General features: G+C 53.5%; 12 protein-coding genes. 7 read left to right on the forward strand and 5 right to left on the reverse strand.

The genetic code is table 11. The annotated features are described in order from the left end of the window. Positions 1-96: 96 nt before the first annotated feature. From RIB44_07775 to RIB44_07785, 3 genes are read right to left on the reverse strand one after another with little or no spacing between them, the layout of a single operon-like run. Complete coding sequence (locus RIB44_07775; protein MEQ8616478.1) at positions 97-1,524, reverse strand: sulfatase; 1,428 nt, start codon at positions 1,522-1,524, stop codon at positions 97-99. Further along, positions 1,514-3,007 carry a hypothetical protein gene (locus RIB44_07780; GenBank protein ID MEQ8616479.1) on the reverse strand — a complete coding sequence of 498 codons (1,494 nt, stop codon included), beginning with the start codon at positions 3,005-3,007 and terminating at the stop codon, positions 1,514-1,516. Before RIB44_07780 ends, RIB44_07775 begins: the two co-directional genes overlap by 11 nt. Continuing rightward, positions 3,004-3,567 (reverse strand): sigma-70 family RNA polymerase sigma factor, encoded by a 564-nt coding sequence (locus RIB44_07785; protein MEQ8616480.1) that lies wholly within the window; start codon positions 3,565-3,567, stop codon positions 3,004-3,006. Before RIB44_07785 ends, RIB44_07780 begins: the two co-directional genes overlap by 4 nt. A 349-nt stretch (positions 3,568-3,916) precedes the next feature. Between RIB44_07785 and RIB44_07790 the strand changes: the two genes are divergently transcribed. The 7 genes from RIB44_07790 (at position 3,917) to RIB44_07820 (ending at position 14,277) form a co-directional block, all read left to right on the forward strand. Further along, entirely contained in the window at positions 3,917-4,948 is a 1,032-nt protein-coding gene (locus tag RIB44_07790; GenBank protein ID MEQ8616481.1) for a DUF1559 domain-containing protein, read from the forward strand. 91 nt (positions 4,949-5,039) lie between these two features. Continuing rightward, the gene (locus RIB44_07795; protein MEQ8616482.1) at positions 5,040-5,471 is read left to right on the forward strand and encodes a hypothetical protein; all 432 of its coding nucleotides are present in this window, start codon (positions 5,040-5,042) and stop codon (positions 5,469-5,471) included. Between the two features lie 64 nt (positions 5,472-5,535). Further along, positions 5,536-7,551: a hypothetical protein gene (locus RIB44_07800; GenBank protein MEQ8616483.1), complete on the forward strand. Its 2,016-nt coding sequence runs from the start codon at positions 5,536-5,538 to the stop codon at positions 7,549-7,551. A 71-nt stretch (positions 7,552-7,622) separates the two neighbouring features. Next, entirely contained in the window at positions 7,623-8,507 is an 885-nt protein-coding gene (locus tag RIB44_07805) for a PEP-CTERM sorting domain-containing protein (GenBank protein ID MEQ8616484.1), read from the forward strand. Positions 8,508-8,621: 114 nt separating this feature from the next. Continuing rightward, on the forward strand, positions 8,622-9,575 hold the full coding sequence (locus tag RIB44_07810) for a sialate O-acetylesterase (protein ID MEQ8616485.1): 954 nt from the start codon (positions 8,622-8,624) through the stop codon (positions 9,573-9,575). Positions 9,576-9,636: 61 nt separating this feature from the next. Next, a complete protein-coding gene (locus tag RIB44_07815) occupies positions 9,637-12,798 on the forward strand; it encodes a PSD1 and planctomycete cytochrome C domain-containing protein (GenBank protein MEQ8616486.1) in 3,162 nt (1,053 codons plus the stop codon). A 15-nt stretch (positions 12,799-12,813) separates the two neighbouring features. After that, positions 12,814-14,277, forward strand: coding sequence for a DUF1501 domain-containing protein (locus RIB44_07820; GenBank protein MEQ8616487.1), 1,464 nt, complete (start codon positions 12,814-12,816; stop codon positions 14,275-14,277). 444 nt (positions 14,278-14,721) lie between these two features. Here the strand turns inward: RIB44_07820 and RIB44_07825 are convergent, their stop codons facing one another. Further along, complete coding sequence (locus tag RIB44_07825) at positions 14,722-15,459, reverse strand: GDSL-type esterase/lipase family protein (GenBank protein ID MEQ8616488.1); 738 nt, start codon at positions 15,457-15,459, stop codon at positions 14,722-14,724. Between the two features lie 74 nt (positions 15,460-15,533). After that, positions 15,534-16,988, reverse strand: a complete 1,455-nt coding sequence (locus tag RIB44_07830) for a hypothetical protein (protein MEQ8616489.1) — start codon at positions 16,986-16,988, stop codon at positions 15,534-15,536. Between the last annotated feature and the right edge of the window lie 323 nt (positions 16,989-17,311).

The following is a 17,311-nucleotide window of genomic DNA, read 5'->3' on the forward strand; positions in this document are numbered from 1 at the left end:
CCCTGATGTAGAAGACCAAATCTTCCAGGCGTGCTGCAGAGCTCTACATCTGAATAATTAAATTACGAGAGAGTTTTGACCTACAGCGTACAGCTGTCACTGCACTGTCAATCGCATAACTTTATGAAGACGCCGAAAGTCTTGGAGCGTACTAGCACTCTCGGGTTGATCTGCCAAGTTCGTGGCCTCCAGTGGGTCTTTCGTAAGGTCGTAGAGTTCTTCGTAAGGCGGGGTGACATCCAGATAAGTGATGTATTTCCATTGGTGAGTTCTCACGGCTTCGCTTTTTGGAATGCCATTCCAATCAAGATAGTGCCCGTAGAAGAAGTTCGATGGCCAGCCAGGTCCACCGTCGGTGCCATCAAAACTGTTACCGTCAACAAGCGGCTTCAAAGAGCGACCCTGCATCGAAGGCGGGCTCGTAAGATTTGCGTAATCGAGGATTGTCGATGGCAGATCGATGTTCAGCGCCATTTCGGCTCGTCGTTGTCCTGCCTGTGACTCGGGGATTCGTGGGTCGTACACGATTAACGGCACCCGAATCGACTCCTCATGAGCGTACCACTTACCAGCTAATCCTCTTTCCCCCAGATAAAAACCATTGTCTGACGAAAAGATGATCACGGTATTATCCGCCAACCCACGCTCTTCCAGAGCTGCCCGAATCTGTCCAACGACAAGATCGACCCCCGCAACAAGCCGGTAGTAGCCTTTCAGAGACGCTTGAGCCAGGTGCTTAGTGGCGAAACGACTAGTCCAGCGTTTACGGTTTTCAGAGCTTTTCAAAAAATCGGGAAGCTGATCGTAATACTTTGGCTCGGTCAATGGCACCCGAGGAATCGTGACATCGCTGTAAAGCTCTTTCAGGTTCCGATCGTAATTAAAGACATTCTCTGGATGACCCTCTTCAACATGAGGCGCTTTAAAACTGATCGAAAGACAGAAGTTGCGATCCGTCTCGACTTGATTTAAGAACTCAAGAGCTTCGTTTCCCATGCGAGCAGTTAAGTGCTCAGCTTGGCCCTCTTCGTCGGAATAGTATTTTCCTTGACCAGGAAAGCCTCGATTGAAGTCGAAGAAATCTTCTGGCGGAGAGCCGACACCCCACTTCCCAATAAAACCCAACTGGTAGCCTGCGGATTTCAACTGTCCGAAGTAACTAGCTTGGAGCTGATCTTGAGTTAGCGAAACATTAAAGGCGTTGATACCATGCCGGAGCGCATGCTGACCGAGCATGATTGAGGCGCGACTCGTCATGCAGATGCTAGTCGTGACAAAGGCGTTTTCAAAAAGGGTGCCTTGACCGGCCAATTCATCGAGGTTTGGCGTCTTCGCATACTTGTTACCCGCGACTCCCAAGAGGTCAGCACGCTGATCATCGGTGAGTAGGAACACAATATTGGGTCGCTGCTGGTCCGCGGTAGCAAGGCTCGTCGCCAACAGAATCAACATCAGACTGGTCAGATAACTTCGCACACGCACCTCATCGTATTGTTCTTGCCACAACTTGCTCTCAGTTTGCACGGACTAAGATGCGAATTTGGTCGACCGCTCGCGTACTGAAAGTTGCGGCGAGTCGCTTTCGATCCTTCGAGATTGTTACCAAATCCGAATTATGTTCTGGAGAAGACTCGAGCCCGCGATGAATATCTTTGCACTGCAATGTCCACCCGGCACCGAGTGCTGAATTCGTCTCATTGAGTCGCTTATGGTCGGTGATGACGCCAAGGATTTCATGATCGAACTCGACTTGTCCCCCAACGGTATGCTCCTCATGCTCGGGATCACAGTGCAATAAGTAGCAATGCACACGCGTTCCAGCGGGGATGACCCCAGCCTGGCGACTGAACTTGCGAAAACGGCCCGAGCCCCGCAAGTTGACTTTTAAGTCTTCAGCGAGCACACGATTCGAACTCTCCAGAAACAGAAAGGCGGTGCCATTCTGGTCAAAGCCATTCCGGTCAAGATCAACAGGATGCTGGCTAATATACTTCCACGTTGACGACAGCTTTGGTTGCAGCATGCGTCCTTGATAGTGGGTTAACGTGGATGGTTCACCGCTTGAACTCACGTCTGCGATCAAATCACCCGCAGAACCAATCACGGACTGTTCGTGCTGTTGCGATTTCACACGTACCCGTCCTTCGGTGACGTGTACCCAGGTTGATTCCGCTTCAACGGTCACGCCGAAACTTGTGCTGAGGTCCGTTACTGTCGAGGTTGGAGTTTGCACCACCATCCCAATGGCATCGGGTCCGACGCGAGCAGTCAGGCCACCTTGAGAGAGTTCCGTGAGTTTTGGGCCGATTACCCGAAACTTGGCAGGCCCATGGAGTGCAACTTGAGCGTCAGGCAGTTTGACTCGTACCAGTCCCGATTCGATCTCGATCCAGCGATTGGCAATCTCTTCACCGATCTCCAACTTCTCGCCAGACCAGACGACGTTCTCCAAGGACGAGATCTCGCCTACGCGAGAGCTTTGCGTACCTCGAACGATGACGACGGCAATCAGCAGAGCCGCGGCCAGCGCCACAAACTTACCGAGCGACATGCGACGCGCTATCCAATCGGAGATCGGAGCATGGTCAATTACAAGTTCACGCCGAGAGGTTTGCGCCTTTCTGCGCTGCTTCTTTCCGCTCGCATGTTTTTCTTGTGGAACAGCAATGCTGCGTGCTTGGTGAGCGCTCGGATGGCTGCTAGATGAAGCAGACTTAGCATTAGCCTCGGCTTGAGAACTTGTTACTTTCTCGGGTGTTGTGGTGGCTTGAGAGACAGCATCCCCGAGCATCTGTTCTAAGAGAGGTTTTGCAAGTCGCTCTTCCAAAAGTGCCTCATTGGCAACCTTCGCGACGTATTCTTGCCTCAACTTCGCATTCGACTGAAGCAGTTCGGCCAATTGATCTTGCTGCTGATCAGGAAGGACACCATCAATGGCGGCGGAAAGGAGCCGGTGGAGCTCCTTCGATTGCGTTTGATGGGCATCAGTGTTTGACGAATCGCTCATGATTCTGCCGAGCCTCTAAGGCGGTGTGCAATACATTTGGCTAGTTTTGCCCGGATCCGGTGCAGCATTGCGGATACGGCTCCAGGCGTTTTATTTAAGACATCCGCCATTTCTTCGACACTTCCTCCAGGAGCGTAGCGAGCTGTCAGCAATTCTTTCTGTGGTTGGGTTAAACCCTTCAAGCAGGCTTCCAGTGCGACGCGTCGTTGATCAATGGAAAGGGCTTCCGCCTCGGCATCCACGGCAATGAGAGCCAGCAGTTCGTCATTAAACAAGTGACGGTCTCGCGTGCGAGAGCGTCGCTCACTTAAAACTTCGTAAAATGCCACGCTACAAGCCCAGGCACCGAAGTTGGTGCCCCACTGAAACTCGGACTCCTTCTCTAATAAAACGATATTGGTTTGTTGTAGGACATCGTGTGCTCGATCGCGATCCAAGAGGAGTGATAATATGTAGGCGTATAGTCTTCCTTGGGCGGCGATGATTTCCAGGACAAATCGATCGTGCTCAGCAGGAGGAACATTCTCAGAGTCGCCCGGGGAAGCTTTATCGTCGGGCATCTGTTCGGACATCTGGTTCTTGACCGAAGCTGCACGGCCCTTTGTGGTTACACTTTGGTAATGACACTTCTCCGGACACCGTTTTACTCCTCGCTGAACGCGAATCTTACTATAAAAGTGCGCTGTTCTTGAAACTATCGCGGGTGCGTTAAAGGGCAGCCGATAATTAGCTGTCTTTCTAGTGTGAAATCGGTGTATTAAGAATAGGGATGGAAATTTACGTAAGAACCCGAAACTGAGTGGCGTATTTCTATTGAGCGGAAATAGTTCGTTTCCGCATCTCATCACTATTACACTTGCTTTTCCAGTGTTTACTCGACAACGACCATGTGTCCGCAGGAGCTTACTCTTGGCTAGACCATACGCAAAATCCGCATGGACGAAACCTGCAAGTAGCCTTCAATCGCGTATCGGCTTTACTCTCGTGGAGCTATTGGTAGTGATCGCGATTATCGGTGTGCTCGTCGGTTTACTGCTGCCAGCGGTGCAGGCGGCTAGAGAGGCTGCTCGGCGGGCTCAGTGTCTCAACAACTTGAAGAATGTTGCTCTTGCTCATTTGAATTATGAGTCGGCGCGTGGTGAGCTTCCGCCAGGAAGCCTGGGTTGGAATCCTGATACCAGTAATCATGGGCTGATAGGTCCTTCCCAACCGAGGACGCCCAACATCGTTTTCTTGCTTCCTTATCTCGAGCAATCGTCACTGGCTGATCTCTACGACATGAAAACACCATGGTGGCAGCAACAGGCGCAAGTTCGCCAGGCCATGGAGATTCCAATGCCGATGTATCAGTGCCCTAGTGACGAAAGTCTCCGGATGGAGGGTGCGACAGGCGCTACCATTCGAGACGCGAAAGGCAATTACGGTCTTAATTGGGGCTCCTTTTTCTATTACGACCAAGAAAACGAAGAGCTCTTCGACTTGCCGCTCGAGAATCAGCTAATTGAGGATGGTCGGAAGGCTCCTTTCTGGCTGGGGTTTGGTGCGAAAATGGGTCAGATCACCGATGGGACATCCAACACACTTCTCTTGCTAGAAATGATTCAAGCTCCTTCAGGCACGACCGCCGCTGACAGAGATCGACGAGCTCGCATCTGGAATGAGGCAGCGAGTTGCCACCTGATTACTACCTATCTATCTCCCAACAGTGGCGAAGCCGACTTCGGCGAGTGTAAGAACCAACCCGAAATTGGACTGCCTTGTATCGACTTGAATGATGCCAACTATGGCAGCCACACGCTCGGTTCGCGAAGCCGCCACGCCGGTGGTGTGAATGCCGCGTTGTGTGATGGAGCGGTTCGCTTCATATCGAATGAAGTCGACATAAGGACCTGGGGACTGCTGTCTCTTATTGATGATGGGCAAGTCGCGACACTGGAATAACTTTAGCTTCTGTTGTTTGTTGCCCGGTAACGAAATTTTGAACCACTACTGAATCGAAATGCAAAAACGCAAGATCAGAACATCTAGAAGCATGTCGTGTCATCTCGCACGAGCACTCGATTTTTTCGTTCGACTATCAGCCGTCGTCGTATTGATAACTATAGTTGGGTGTGGTGATTCTACTGGCAGACGAGAAGTAAGCGGCACCGTCACCTATGCTGGGCAGCCTCTCGAAGAAGGGCGGCTATCGCTACGTCCCTTAGGTCAGGGACCTTCATCAGGTTGCGAGATTCGAGACGGGGAGTTTTACATTCCCAGCCAGAAAGGGCCGAAGCCTGGAGAATACAAAGTCTCGATTCAGGCTTATCAAGAAACGGGACGGATGATTGCCTCTGCTACCAACCCACGTGAAAAAGTCGCGGAGGTTGCTAACAAATTACCCAATAAATACGCGTTCAACTCGGAGCTACGAATGAACGTGGCCAGCGATGGCGAGAATGTGTTCGAATTCAAACTCGATTAGTTGTCGTGCGTCAAAAAAACGACGTCGATTCAATGGCCAGTGAGCCACTTAAGAGGGGAAAACCATGAGACTTATCAGTTTAGGCCGCTTAACCATCGCTTTGGCGGCGATTCACGTAGTTGGACTCTGTGCATCGGCTGATGCCCAGGTCCTCTTCTCCGATAGCTTTGGGCGTACCACCGGTGCGTTTGGCGACCTTGGCCCGCCGCCGATTCCTGCGGTCTCAGACTTTGGTTCTTTCGATAACGCCCTTGGCGGAACGGTTTTGCCGACGGCTTATCTGACAACCGACCCGGCCGGGAATAACAACATCCAATCGGTCGGGTTGGACAATCGTGCAGACTATAACAACTCAGGCACGATCGGCGGTCTCGACCTTCTGCAATGGCAGCGCGAAAACGGAACCATGCCCGCTGAGCCGGGCGATGGAGCTGACGGCACGGGCAACGGCCGCGTAGGGCAGGCTGACTTGGTCTTGTGGCAAGAAAATTACAGCGGCCCCCTCGGGCAGGGTGAATTGCGGAATGGTCGTGTGATTGCTAACGTCAACCTGGCATCACTTCCAGCCGTCCAATCGGCTGGTGGCTTCGTTGTGCAGGCGGACTATTATCCCTCGAACTCTGGAGGCCAAGGTGCCAACGGTCGCGATTGGCCGGCAATCATGCTGACCGACTCGTCCGACACCACGATCATTGGCGGGCCACAGGCGATTGCCAACTTGGGGAACGACAATATCCGCGCAGGTTTCGCGCCTCGGAACTCCGGAAGTTTGCTACGTCGCTTAAACAACGAGGCTCCCGGTGGAAGTAATGCGAACGATAATCTCAACGCCGCCGGCAACCCGTTCAACGCGGGGATCAATGAGCCGGTCATCGACCAGGGCACGTTTACGAACTACAGCATCAACTACTTGGGTAGTAGCAGCCCCAGCCCCCCCGACGCTTTCGTTAATCCCACTTCCTATTCGGTCCGCGTCGATGTCGATGCTCCGAACGGTTTTGGAAGCGGGGCTCAAGCCTTCGCAACGGTCACCGTGGGCGGCAACACCGTTTTCACAAACGAGGCGTTCACTTGGGGAAGCGATCCTGAGGATAACAACAATGTCTACCTCGGGTTCGTAGGCTTCGGTCCGGAGAATGGCTCAGTTGGCTCGGTCGCAGGCCACGAGTTCGACAATCTGGTGCTTTCCTCCAACGGAACGACCATCCTTTCCGACAATTTCAACGGAAGGACAACTGGCAACGCTACCGAGCCGGGAGGAATCTCTGACTGGGGTTCACCCAACAACGGCTTGGGGGGAAGCGTTTCGACAAGCTATCTCACAACGACTTCAGGCAATGCCCAACAACAAACGGTCGAAGGTGGTGTCGGCGTGCTTCGCACGGGTCGGACGATTGTCGACTACAACCTGGCAACGGACTCAACCATCACAAGCAATGGTGAGTTTACCATCGAGTTCGAGGTCGATCCCACTGATGACGGTGCCGGCGGTAGCCTAGGACGCTCTTGGGGTGGCTTTGCACTCGGCAACACGAATGATCTGATCAATTGGGGCGGCGCCCTGTTTCTGCCCAATAATCCCAACGCACGTTTGGGCTTCGCGCCGCGCAACAGCGGTTCAATGCTCAGCGTTGCCCGCGGTGGCTTCGGAACCTTGACCGACGGCAATCCGAGCAACACCTTCAATGAGTTGGTCTTCGATCAGGCTGTCTTTGATGATTACGCGGCCAACTATAACAACGGTTCTGGCGACGATTTTCTCAACGCCAAAGGTTACACGATGCGAATCGAAGTTGCCTCGGACTTCTCTGCCAATTCCGCCTCGACGGCGACCGTCTTCATTGGCGAGGTTGGCGGAATGTTGACGAACATCGGCACTTTCGATTTCCAATGGGGTGACAACGCCGGAGAGGCTTACATCGCTCTCGCTGGAAACACGGACTTACACAAGATTGATAACTTGATTGTCGAAGTCTTGCCCGCGAGCTCACTAGCGGGCGTACCTGAACCAGCCGCTTTCATGCTGGGGCTTATCAGTTTCGGGGCGTTCCTCGCACGTCGGGGGCGCAGCCGAGTTTAGTTTCTTTGTTGGCGACCTGTCGGAGGGGCAGTCGATGGGTCGCCTAATTCTTATTCTGGAGGGAGAGACTCATGAGACGTAACATCCTAGTTTTCGCTTCCGTGGTGGCCACGCTCTGCTTGGCTTGCACGGGTGCAAACGCAGCAATTGTCACGGATACTTTCAGCCGTACGCTTGATCCGGGCTGGGGTTCGGTTGACAACGGTGTCGTTAATGGCGATACGGGAACCGTGGCGGCATCTTACACGCTTGATGGCGGGGTGACCGTCGATGGTGCCAACGGCATCGTGAACAACAACCGTGTGGTGCTTGATTACAACTTGGCTGCTGATGCTAGTGTGATCGCCGCAGGTGGTTTCGTCGTGGAGTGGCGGGTCAACCCCACCGATGGCGACGTTAATGGTACGGGTCGCGAATTCGCTGGCATTGGCATCGGCGATAGCAACATGAACCCTCCTTTTGGCGGTGCTGGTGCAATCACCAACACAAACAACAGCACGCTCCGCTACGCATTGTTCCCACGAAATAGCGGTAGCGTTGGTTTCTTAAGCCGTGACCCCGGGCCGAGCCCAGGCGTCTACAATCTGCAAGCAGGTGGTAATCCAAACTCGGGTTTCAACGAAACCGTGTTCGATCAACCCGTCTTCGATGATTATGTCAACCAAGGCACGCCCGATCCTTTCGTGAACGACAAGTTCTACGATGTCAAAATCGTTGTCGAGGGCGACTTCTCCACCGATAGCTTGGTGACAGTCACCTCGACCGTCAACGGCCTGACTCTGCCTGCAAAGACGATTCAGTGGGGTACAGGTGGGCAAGCTTACTTGTCAGCCGTCTCCTTCAATGGGCCGCATCAGTACGACAATCTGCGTATCAGTGCGATCCCTGAGCCTGCAAGCCTTGCCTTGTTCGGGCTCGGAATGTTCGGTTTCGTCACCTGCACTCGACGACGCTAAACGCGTCCTTTTGTTCGACATGACAGAGCGCACTGACCGACTGCTGAGTCGGTCAGTGCAGCTTTGTTCTTTCTATATTTCTCTCATTGCTCTTAGAAGCAAAGTAGGTTCGCTATGCGCCGTCACCTTCGTTTATTACCGATCAGCTCGCTGCTGGTTCTTCCGCTGCTATTGATATCAACGTCGTCGACGAGTGCTGTCGAGGTCGATCTCCTGATTCTTGCTGGTCAATCCAACATGGTCGGCCAAGCGAACACGACCGCCACTCAGCCAGGTACCGATCCGGTCGATGCTCAAATCGAGTTCTACTATGACGTAACGAATACTGCGGGGAGCTTTAATGATGACAGCGGTCAGACGTTCGGGCCTTTGCAACCGTGGCAATTCAATCCGAGTGTCACCCGACTTGGTCCAGAAATGAGCCTTGGACGAGATCTCGTTAACGACGCGGGCTTAGACTTAGCAATGATTAAGGTGGCTATTGGTGGTTCGAATATCGCTCGCTGGCAACCGCCGGCGGGCATCGACTACCTCTCGCTCGTGGCTGCCGTCAACGATGGCATTCTCGAAATCCAAGCACGAGGTGACACCGTCAATCTGTTAGGGATGGCTTGGCTCCAAGGTGAGAGCGACTCCATTAGTACTGCCCGAGCGGACGCATATGCTTCGAATCTCGACAACTTTATGAACGGTTTCCGCCAACAAATGGACCTGGCCAACCCGGGACTCGGATTCGCAGATTTGAATCTCTTCCTGGTGGAACCGGCCGATTGGAAGAACGGGTCAAATCCAGGCATTGCCACCACGGCGAATATCGCGAAGGTCGATCAAGCACTCATCGACTTTGCGGATAACGATCCGAATGCGTGGCATATTCCGACCGACGATTTCACCCAGTTTGGCGACAACCTGATTCATTTTAGTGCGACTGACCAACTGACTTTGGGCTCACGGATCGCCGATGCCGTCCTGGCTACCATTCCTGAACCCTCCGCGCTCTGCTTACTAGGGGTTGGCCTTTTGCTGTCATGCCAACGGCGCTGTCGCGAGTCTCGTTCGTCCGCATGATAGCTCCTACGGCCTCTTGCAATCCTTGCAGTTGAAGAATGGCGGAGGTTAGGATAACGCTGTGCGCGAACTACTTGTTCACTTCTGGTGTCGACGCTTTCTAGTCGCTCTGATTGTTGCGTCTTCTAGCCTGAGAGTTGCTGGCGCGGAAGATACGCCGAACTTTAACCGCGACGTGAGACCGATTCTCTCAGCGCACTGCTTCTTTTGTCACGGACCCGACGAAGCCCATCGGCAGGCAGATCTGCGTTTGGATGTGGCGGAGAATGCTCTGGAAGATCGTGGGGGATACGCGGCCCTCGTGCCAGGAGACCCCGAGGCGAGCGAGCTGTTCCAGCGCATCACGACGGACGATGCCGACCTGAAGATGCCTCCCGAGGACATTCACAAACCCCTTAACAACGATCAAATTGAAACTCTACGTCGCTGGATCGAAGCAGGAGGCGAGTATCAAACACACTGGGCGTTTATCCCTCCTGCTAAACCCAAACCTCCCGCGGACCCTACCGGATGGTCGCACAATCCCATCGATAATTTCGTGAGGTCAGAACTAGCCCAACGGAAAGTATCGCCGACTCAAGAGGCGGAACGACGTGTCTTGGCGAGACGCGTTGCACTCGATCTAACGGGTCTGCTACCAACGGCTGAAGACCTCAGCCAGTTTCTTGCAGATTCAGAGGAGTCGTCTTACGAAAAATTCGTTGACCGTTTGCTTGCAAGCCCGCATTTCGGTGAGCGGATGGCGCTTGATTGGCTCGACGCGGCACGCTATGCCGATACAAACGGATACTCGATTGATGGTGGACGTCACATGTGGTTGTGGCGCGATTGGGTGATTGACGCTTTCAATCGAAACCTGCCCTACAACGATTTTCTTCGACACCAAATTGCCGGTGATTTGCTACCCGATGCCAATGATGCCACATTGATCGCTTCGGGATTTCAACGCAACAATATGGTAACTCACGAAGGGGGGACGATCCCTGAGGAGAATCTGGTCAACTACAACGCTGATCGAGTGAAAACGCTCGGCGAGGCGGTCCTGGGGCTGACGCTGGCATGTGCACAGTGCCACGATCACAAGTACGATCCAATTTCGCAGCGCGAGTACTACCAGCTGTTTGCTTACTTCAACACGATCGAAGACAAAGGGCTGGATGGGAACTGGGGAGTGAATCCGGCTCCTTACCGTCAATTGCGTACCGTGTTGCGAACCGCTGAAGAAGCTGAGTTAGAGCAGCAGATCGAAGCGTTGAAGAAGAAGCTTAGCCAGCCGGAGGAATCGGCGGTCACTCGGTGGGCGAAACAACAAGCTGAGAAGCTTCAAGAGCGTGGCAAGGACCTGCAGCTCCATCCCGTTCGACTGACGCGCATCAGCACGCCTAACGCCGGAGCCGGGTTTGCCATTGAGAAAGAGAAGTTTGTGACGGTCACCAAGCCGGCCGGTTTTCTCGCCTACGATGTGGTCGCTGAGTTGAAAAGGCTGGAGAAGCCAATCACCGGGCTGCGTGTTGTTGTCCATCCGCATGCCTCAACATCGGCTGTTGGTTGGGGGCATGGTCCCCCGTCAAGCCGCGACGGACAGGCAGCAAGCGAGGATAAGAAGGAAAGAGTAGCCGAGAAAAACACGTTTGTGCTGACGGCACTGTCCGTGAGTGCCAGCGCTTCTCCAGCAGAGCAAGTCAACTTGCATGGCCTAAAACGTTTTGCTGCTGTATCCGCCAGTAGTTGGGCTGAAGGATTTCGCCCCGAGTTGGTCCGTGACCCCCGCCGCCTCAATGGTTGGTCGCCAGCAGACGAACAAACCGGCCCGGCTGAGTTGACCGTCACTTTTGATGAGCCAATTGACTCAGCAATCACGCCGCACCTGACACTCCAGTTCAATTTTGGTTTCGGGCATCGCCTCATCGCACGCCGTTTCGAGGTGCAAGCTCTCACTGGTTGTGACGACGGTTCCGACCTCCCTGAGGATATCATCACTGCTGTGCTAACTGACCCGTCAGAACGCTCGTCAGTGCAGCGGAAGCAGTTATTCGAGCATTACAGTACGTTCGCCAAAGATACGGCACCGCTCCGCATAGAATTGGAGAATCTGGAAGATCGACTTCGCAGTCTGACCGAGCTTCATTCAACGATGGTGATGCGTGAAGCGTCCGATCCACGGCCCACATTTGTGCTGACGCGCGGCGACTACCAACAGCCTGCGGAACAAGTAAAACCTGCGACCCCAGCAATTCTTCCGCCGGTCCCCAAGGGTGCGGCGGCTAATCGGCTTGGTTTAGCCCAATGGCTGACCTTGCCAGAGCATCCGCTCACAGCAAGAGTGGCGGTTAATCGGATTTGGAAGTTGTTTTTCGGTCGCGGGCTCGTCACCACGGAGGCCGACTTCGGTGCGCAGGGCGCGTACCCTAGCCATCCGGAACTGCTTGACTGGCTGACGGTTGACTTCATTGAGTCGGGATGGGACGTCAAGCGGTTAGTCAGACAAATGGTCCTCTCGGCGACCTACCGCCAGTCTTCGATTCCTACACCCGCGCTGTTAGAGGAAGATCCGGAGAATCGGTGGTTAGGGCGAGGACCGCGATTCCGTCTGCAGGCGGAGTTCATTCGCGATTCAGCTTTGCAGGCCAGTGGTCTACTCGTGCGGCGGATTGGCGGGCCGAGCGTGAACCCCTATGCACCGGGCGACTTGTGGAGGGAAGTCAGCCACTACGCCAGTACCCCCGCCACGGCGCAGGCGTTTGTCCAAGATCACGGTGAGAAGCTTTACAGGCGTTCGTTGTATACCTACTGGAAACGCACTTCGCCCCCTCCGAATCTCGCTACGTTCGATGCACCGAATCGAGAAACATGCGTGATCGCCCGCCAGAAAACAAACACCCCGCTCCAGGCGTTGGTGCTTCTCAACGATGTCCAATTTGTCGAAGCGGCTCTTAAACTGGCCGAGCGGATGTTGCATCATTCAAAGGACGAGGCCGTTCGGATTGAGTGGGCCTTTGAAGAAGTCCTCTCGCGTCCCCCTTCGCCCAATGAGATTGCCATTTTGATGAACTTAGTGCAACGGGAGACGAGCCGATTCCGAAAGGATCCACGCGCAGCCAAAAAGCTCTTGGCTAGGGGCGAAGCATCGCTTGATGAAGAACTCAAGCCAGTCGAGTTGGCTGCCTGGACTCAGGTAGCGGCAGTCATGCTTAACCTAAGCGAAACGATCACTCGTAATTGAATCAGAAGGTTTGCCATGCTGAGCAATCGCCAGTGCAACTATATCTTGTCGCGAAGGGCCTTCCTTGGCACCTCTGCCGGAGGAGTTGGACAACTCGCCTTCGGCTCGTTACTCGCAGGCGCCTCGGGTTCTCCCTCGCACGCTAGTGAGACGACGGGCGGGCTGTCTTCCTTACCCCACTTTCCACCAAGAGCGAAACGCGTTGTCTGCCTCTTTCAATCGGGCGGCTTTTCGCACGTTGACTTGTTCGATCATAAGCCAACACTCCGGTCACAGCATGGTCAAGAAATCCCAGCGTCGGTCAAAGGCGACCAACGGCTTACTGGCATGACCTCTGGCCAAACAGCCTATCCCGTCGTTGCCCCGCTCGCACCGGGAAAACGGTGTGGTGAGTCTGGAACTTGGATTAGCGATCTTCTGCCTCATACGCAGTCCATCGCGGATGAGATTTGTCTTGTGAAGTCGATGCACACCGAGGCGATCAATCATGACCCGGCAATTACTTTCTTGAATACAGGCAACCAGCAGCCGGGTTATGCCAGTCTGGGTGCTTGGGTCAATTACGGGCTGGGCAGCATCAACAAAAACCTCCCGACCTACGTTGCGATGTTGTCGCAGGGTTCAGGTAAAAACCCGGGGCAGCCGATTTTCTCGCGACTGTGGGGCAGTGGCTTCTTGCCCTCGTCCTTCCAGGGCGTGGGATTGCGGCCAGGAGCCAATCCGATTCTGTATTTGGAAAACCCTCAAGGCGTCACGCGCAAAGGTCGACGCGAACAACTTGATGCGTTGGCGAAGCTCAACCAGTTGAGCGCCGCCGAATTGCACGATCCGGAGATCGTCGCTCGCATCAACGCCTACGAGATGGCGTTTCGAATGCAAAGCTCCGTCCCTGAGCTAACCGATTTTCGCGACGAAACTGCTGAGGCGATGCAGCGTTATGGCCCGGACGTGCAGAATCCTGGTAGTTATGCGGCCAACTGTTTACTTGCACGGCGACTGCTTGAACGCGATGTGCGGTTCGTCCAATTGTTCCATCGTGGTTGGGACCAACATATCGACATCGCAGGTCAGTTGCCTCGTCAATGCCGTGATGTTGACCAACCGACCGCTGCCTTGGTGAAAGACCTGAAAGAGCGGGGAATGCTTGAAGATACGCTCGTCGTGTTTGCTACGGAGTTCGGCCGGACGGTTTTCAGCCAAGGGAAACTTGGGAGCCCCGGCATGGGACGCGATCATCATGGACGATGCTTTTCCGTATGGCTTGCCGGGGGCGGAATTCGCCCGGGGATCGAATACGGTCAGACGGACGACTACTGTTACAACATCGTCGACAAGCCTGTCCATTTGCGTGACTTGCACGCTACTATTTTGCATTGTCTGGGAATCGACCATCATCGATTGACGTATCGATTCCGCGGACTCGACGTAAGGATGACAGGCGTCGAACCAGCAGCAGTTCAGCAGGAACTCTTGCTATAAGGGCAGCAATCGCTACTAGTGGAATGGAGTAGTTAGGCTTACCTGACCAAACGCAAATTTTCGAAAATCGGCTGTTCGACTTATTAACACTCGGTGAGGTAGCTCTAGCCTCTCAATGGAGAAAGCCTTCGATGCTTGGCAGAAGGGTACTCTCCCAAAGTCAGTCGGAGTATCTGGATGTCCGTTGATGGATTTCTTTAAGAGAAAAGGTAAGCCTAGTTGTGCTCGTGAGCTAGGATCACATTGAGCAGCAACTAGTTCAATAACTTCCATGAAAAGTCCCCAGAAGTCTTTGCGGGGTTATCGAATCAAACTAAATGTTGTTTTGGACTGAGAAGCGACCTCCACCTCTTGAATCGATAGCAATCCTTATAGTGTGCGTCATGCTCAGCTTTCTCTCGTCGACGACTTTTCTGATCCCCTGCGACGTTTGAGAAAGATATTCTACTTCGCGGACATCAATTGCTGCAGCCTTGGTTCAAGTTTCTCGGCTAGAAGTTGGTATCCTTTGGATGAGAGATGCAAGAAGTCGGGCATGATCTCTTTGGAGATCATCCCTTCGGACTGAAGAAAGTGTTGTCCTAGGTCGAGGAAACGCACGGTTTCGCCGAAACTTTTTTGGCTTAACGACAAATTGACCGCGGCTGTATCTTGGCGTTGTTGTGAAGTAGGTGACTCGCCGCAGGGGAGGATGCCGAGGAGTAGGATTCGGGTCTTGGGTAGCTGTTTCGCAAGAACCTCAACGACCTTCTCGATTCCCTCCACAGTTTCGGGGGGAGTGTTCCGTTGCTCTTTGATGTTGTTTGTTCCAATCAGAACAACAACGACTTCCGGTTGATTCTCCAGGAAGTAGCCATCCTGGATACGATAGAGCAGGTGCTGAGTACGGTCGCCAGCGATGCCGAAGTTGGCGGCTGCAAGCGGATTATAGTAGTGGTTCCAGGTTTTCAGACCCTCTTTCGTCCAGCCTTGAGTAATGGAATCACCGAGAAAGATCAGTCGCGGACGCTCGGTACTAGATTGTTGCTTGAAGCGTCGATGCAGTTTCGTCCATTCGGACCAGTCCTTGCTCGCCGGTACGACTGCGGAGTGGCACGATGTAGGCAATTTAATGTTCTGACCTAGCGTATCGACAGTCGAGAGCGCGGCTGTCAGGACGATGAGAATGCGTAAACCTATCATCAGTCAGCGGTACAGTTCCCTTAAATGTACGCCAGAACTTAGTTTGGCGGGCATCGATCATTGCCAACTGCACATCAGCGACAAGAAGATTTTCTATGGCGGCCACAGAGACCACGGCGCACCTTGCCGCAGCAACATTGAGCGCAAGGTCGCGTGGCGTGCTTTACTCTTCGGCAGCGGTTAAAGCAGAGCAAAGTCGCTCCGCTGCAGTAAACGATGCCGAGGGTTGCTGGTTCGGGAATCGCGATGAAGCGAAGCCGATCGCCGTCAGCAAAGCCCTGGTAGACGTAAGGATTTGTCAAATCGACCTGATCGACAATCGTGCCGTTGAGTTCAACGGCGGCCAGCGGGCTCGATAAACGATTCTCGTAGATCGTTAGATCTCCGGTAATTGACTTGTTCAAACTCGCGATATTGAGTTCGAAAGTCATTTCCGAGTCGCTGAGGGAGTAATTCAAATCGCCAGCGGCGTTTTGGCCGTCTCCCAGCCAAACTTGAAAAGGTTTCGTACGCACATAGCCGGCAACGAACAGCTCGTCCTGGTCATTCAGCACTGGTTGCGGCAAGTTGCCAGCGAGAAGGTCGTCAAGAAACCAACGCTCGCCGCGGTCCTGGACGGCGATGGCACTGCTGTGCGGATAGTCTTGAAGTTCAATCGACTGCTGCATGCCGTCGTTATTCCAATCGACCCAATCCGTGGGATTTCCTGGCCCCTCGTACTCGACGCCCGACTGGCCGTTGATGAAAGTAATATTGTCGAATTCTCCAGGAAAGGATTCCGCAGCGACGGCGTTATCACGATAGGTGATGTCGTTGACGATCGGCGAGATCGTTTCAGCCTGATTCGAAAACAAATAGATCGTCGCGTAGGGATTGTTCTTTGAAGCCAGATTGGAAGCTCGCGCGTGGTATCGATCAATCACGTCAGGATCGTTGCTGGTGCGAACGCCGATGTCCTGATCAAGAATGCTGGTGCGTCCTCCCGCTCCGTTATAGTACCAGCCATCGGGGTTATCGTATCCGTAGTCCGACATGCCAACGAACGAGGCCCCAGCATTCCAGTAGTCGGGGAACTTGGTGAGAGCTGACATCGTATTGCCGCCGCCGCCGGAATAGCCTGTGACATACTTTATGTTGTCGTTGAAGCGGCCAGCATATTGCGGCATGGCTTTAATCGCTTCGACCGCGTCAAAAATGTCGTAAATCTCAAGGCCGCCGGAATCTCTTTTGCCATCGGAGCCGTCTCGTTCGCGCATTGCGACAAGTATCGAGAAGAACCCCTGATCACGGAGCCGATCTGCGTTCGGAAAGGTATTGCCAAAAGTCGTGAGCGACGAGAAGGGGTGCATCACTACGGCGATCGGCGCATTGTTGAGCGTATCGTCCCAAATAACCCCAGCTTGCAAATCAAGCGGACCATCATTGTCGGTGCTGATAGTCGACTGATATTCGACAACGTCGTTGATTTCAGCAGCTTGGACTGTAATTGCAGCACAGCCAACGAGAGCAGCAGTGAGGAATCGGATCATGAATGACTCACGAATCTTGAAGAGTTGATTACTACGCCGCATTCGACATTAAAAGTCGTAGCAAATGGTGTGAGAAGTTTCCCGCTCCTAGCAAACTCTTGTTTACTATATTCTTAGAGAAGCTCCCCTCATTCATTATGAAACTGCCTTTCGTCGCTCGTTCATCACAACGAAATCCAGAAATTGATACTTCCGGGGAAAATCTGCCCTAATTCCCCTCTATTCTCGTCCATGAATTCGTGATGGCGTCGTAAGGCGAAGCATTAAAGCAAGATAAACGTTTTTCAAGTTCTTTGAAGAAAGCTGTGATGAATCGCGTCTGC

The sequence above is a fragment of the Lacipirellulaceae bacterium genome, assembly GCA_040218535.1.
GTDB lineage: Bacteria > Planctomycetota > Planctomycetia > Pirellulales > Lacipirellulaceae > Adhaeretor.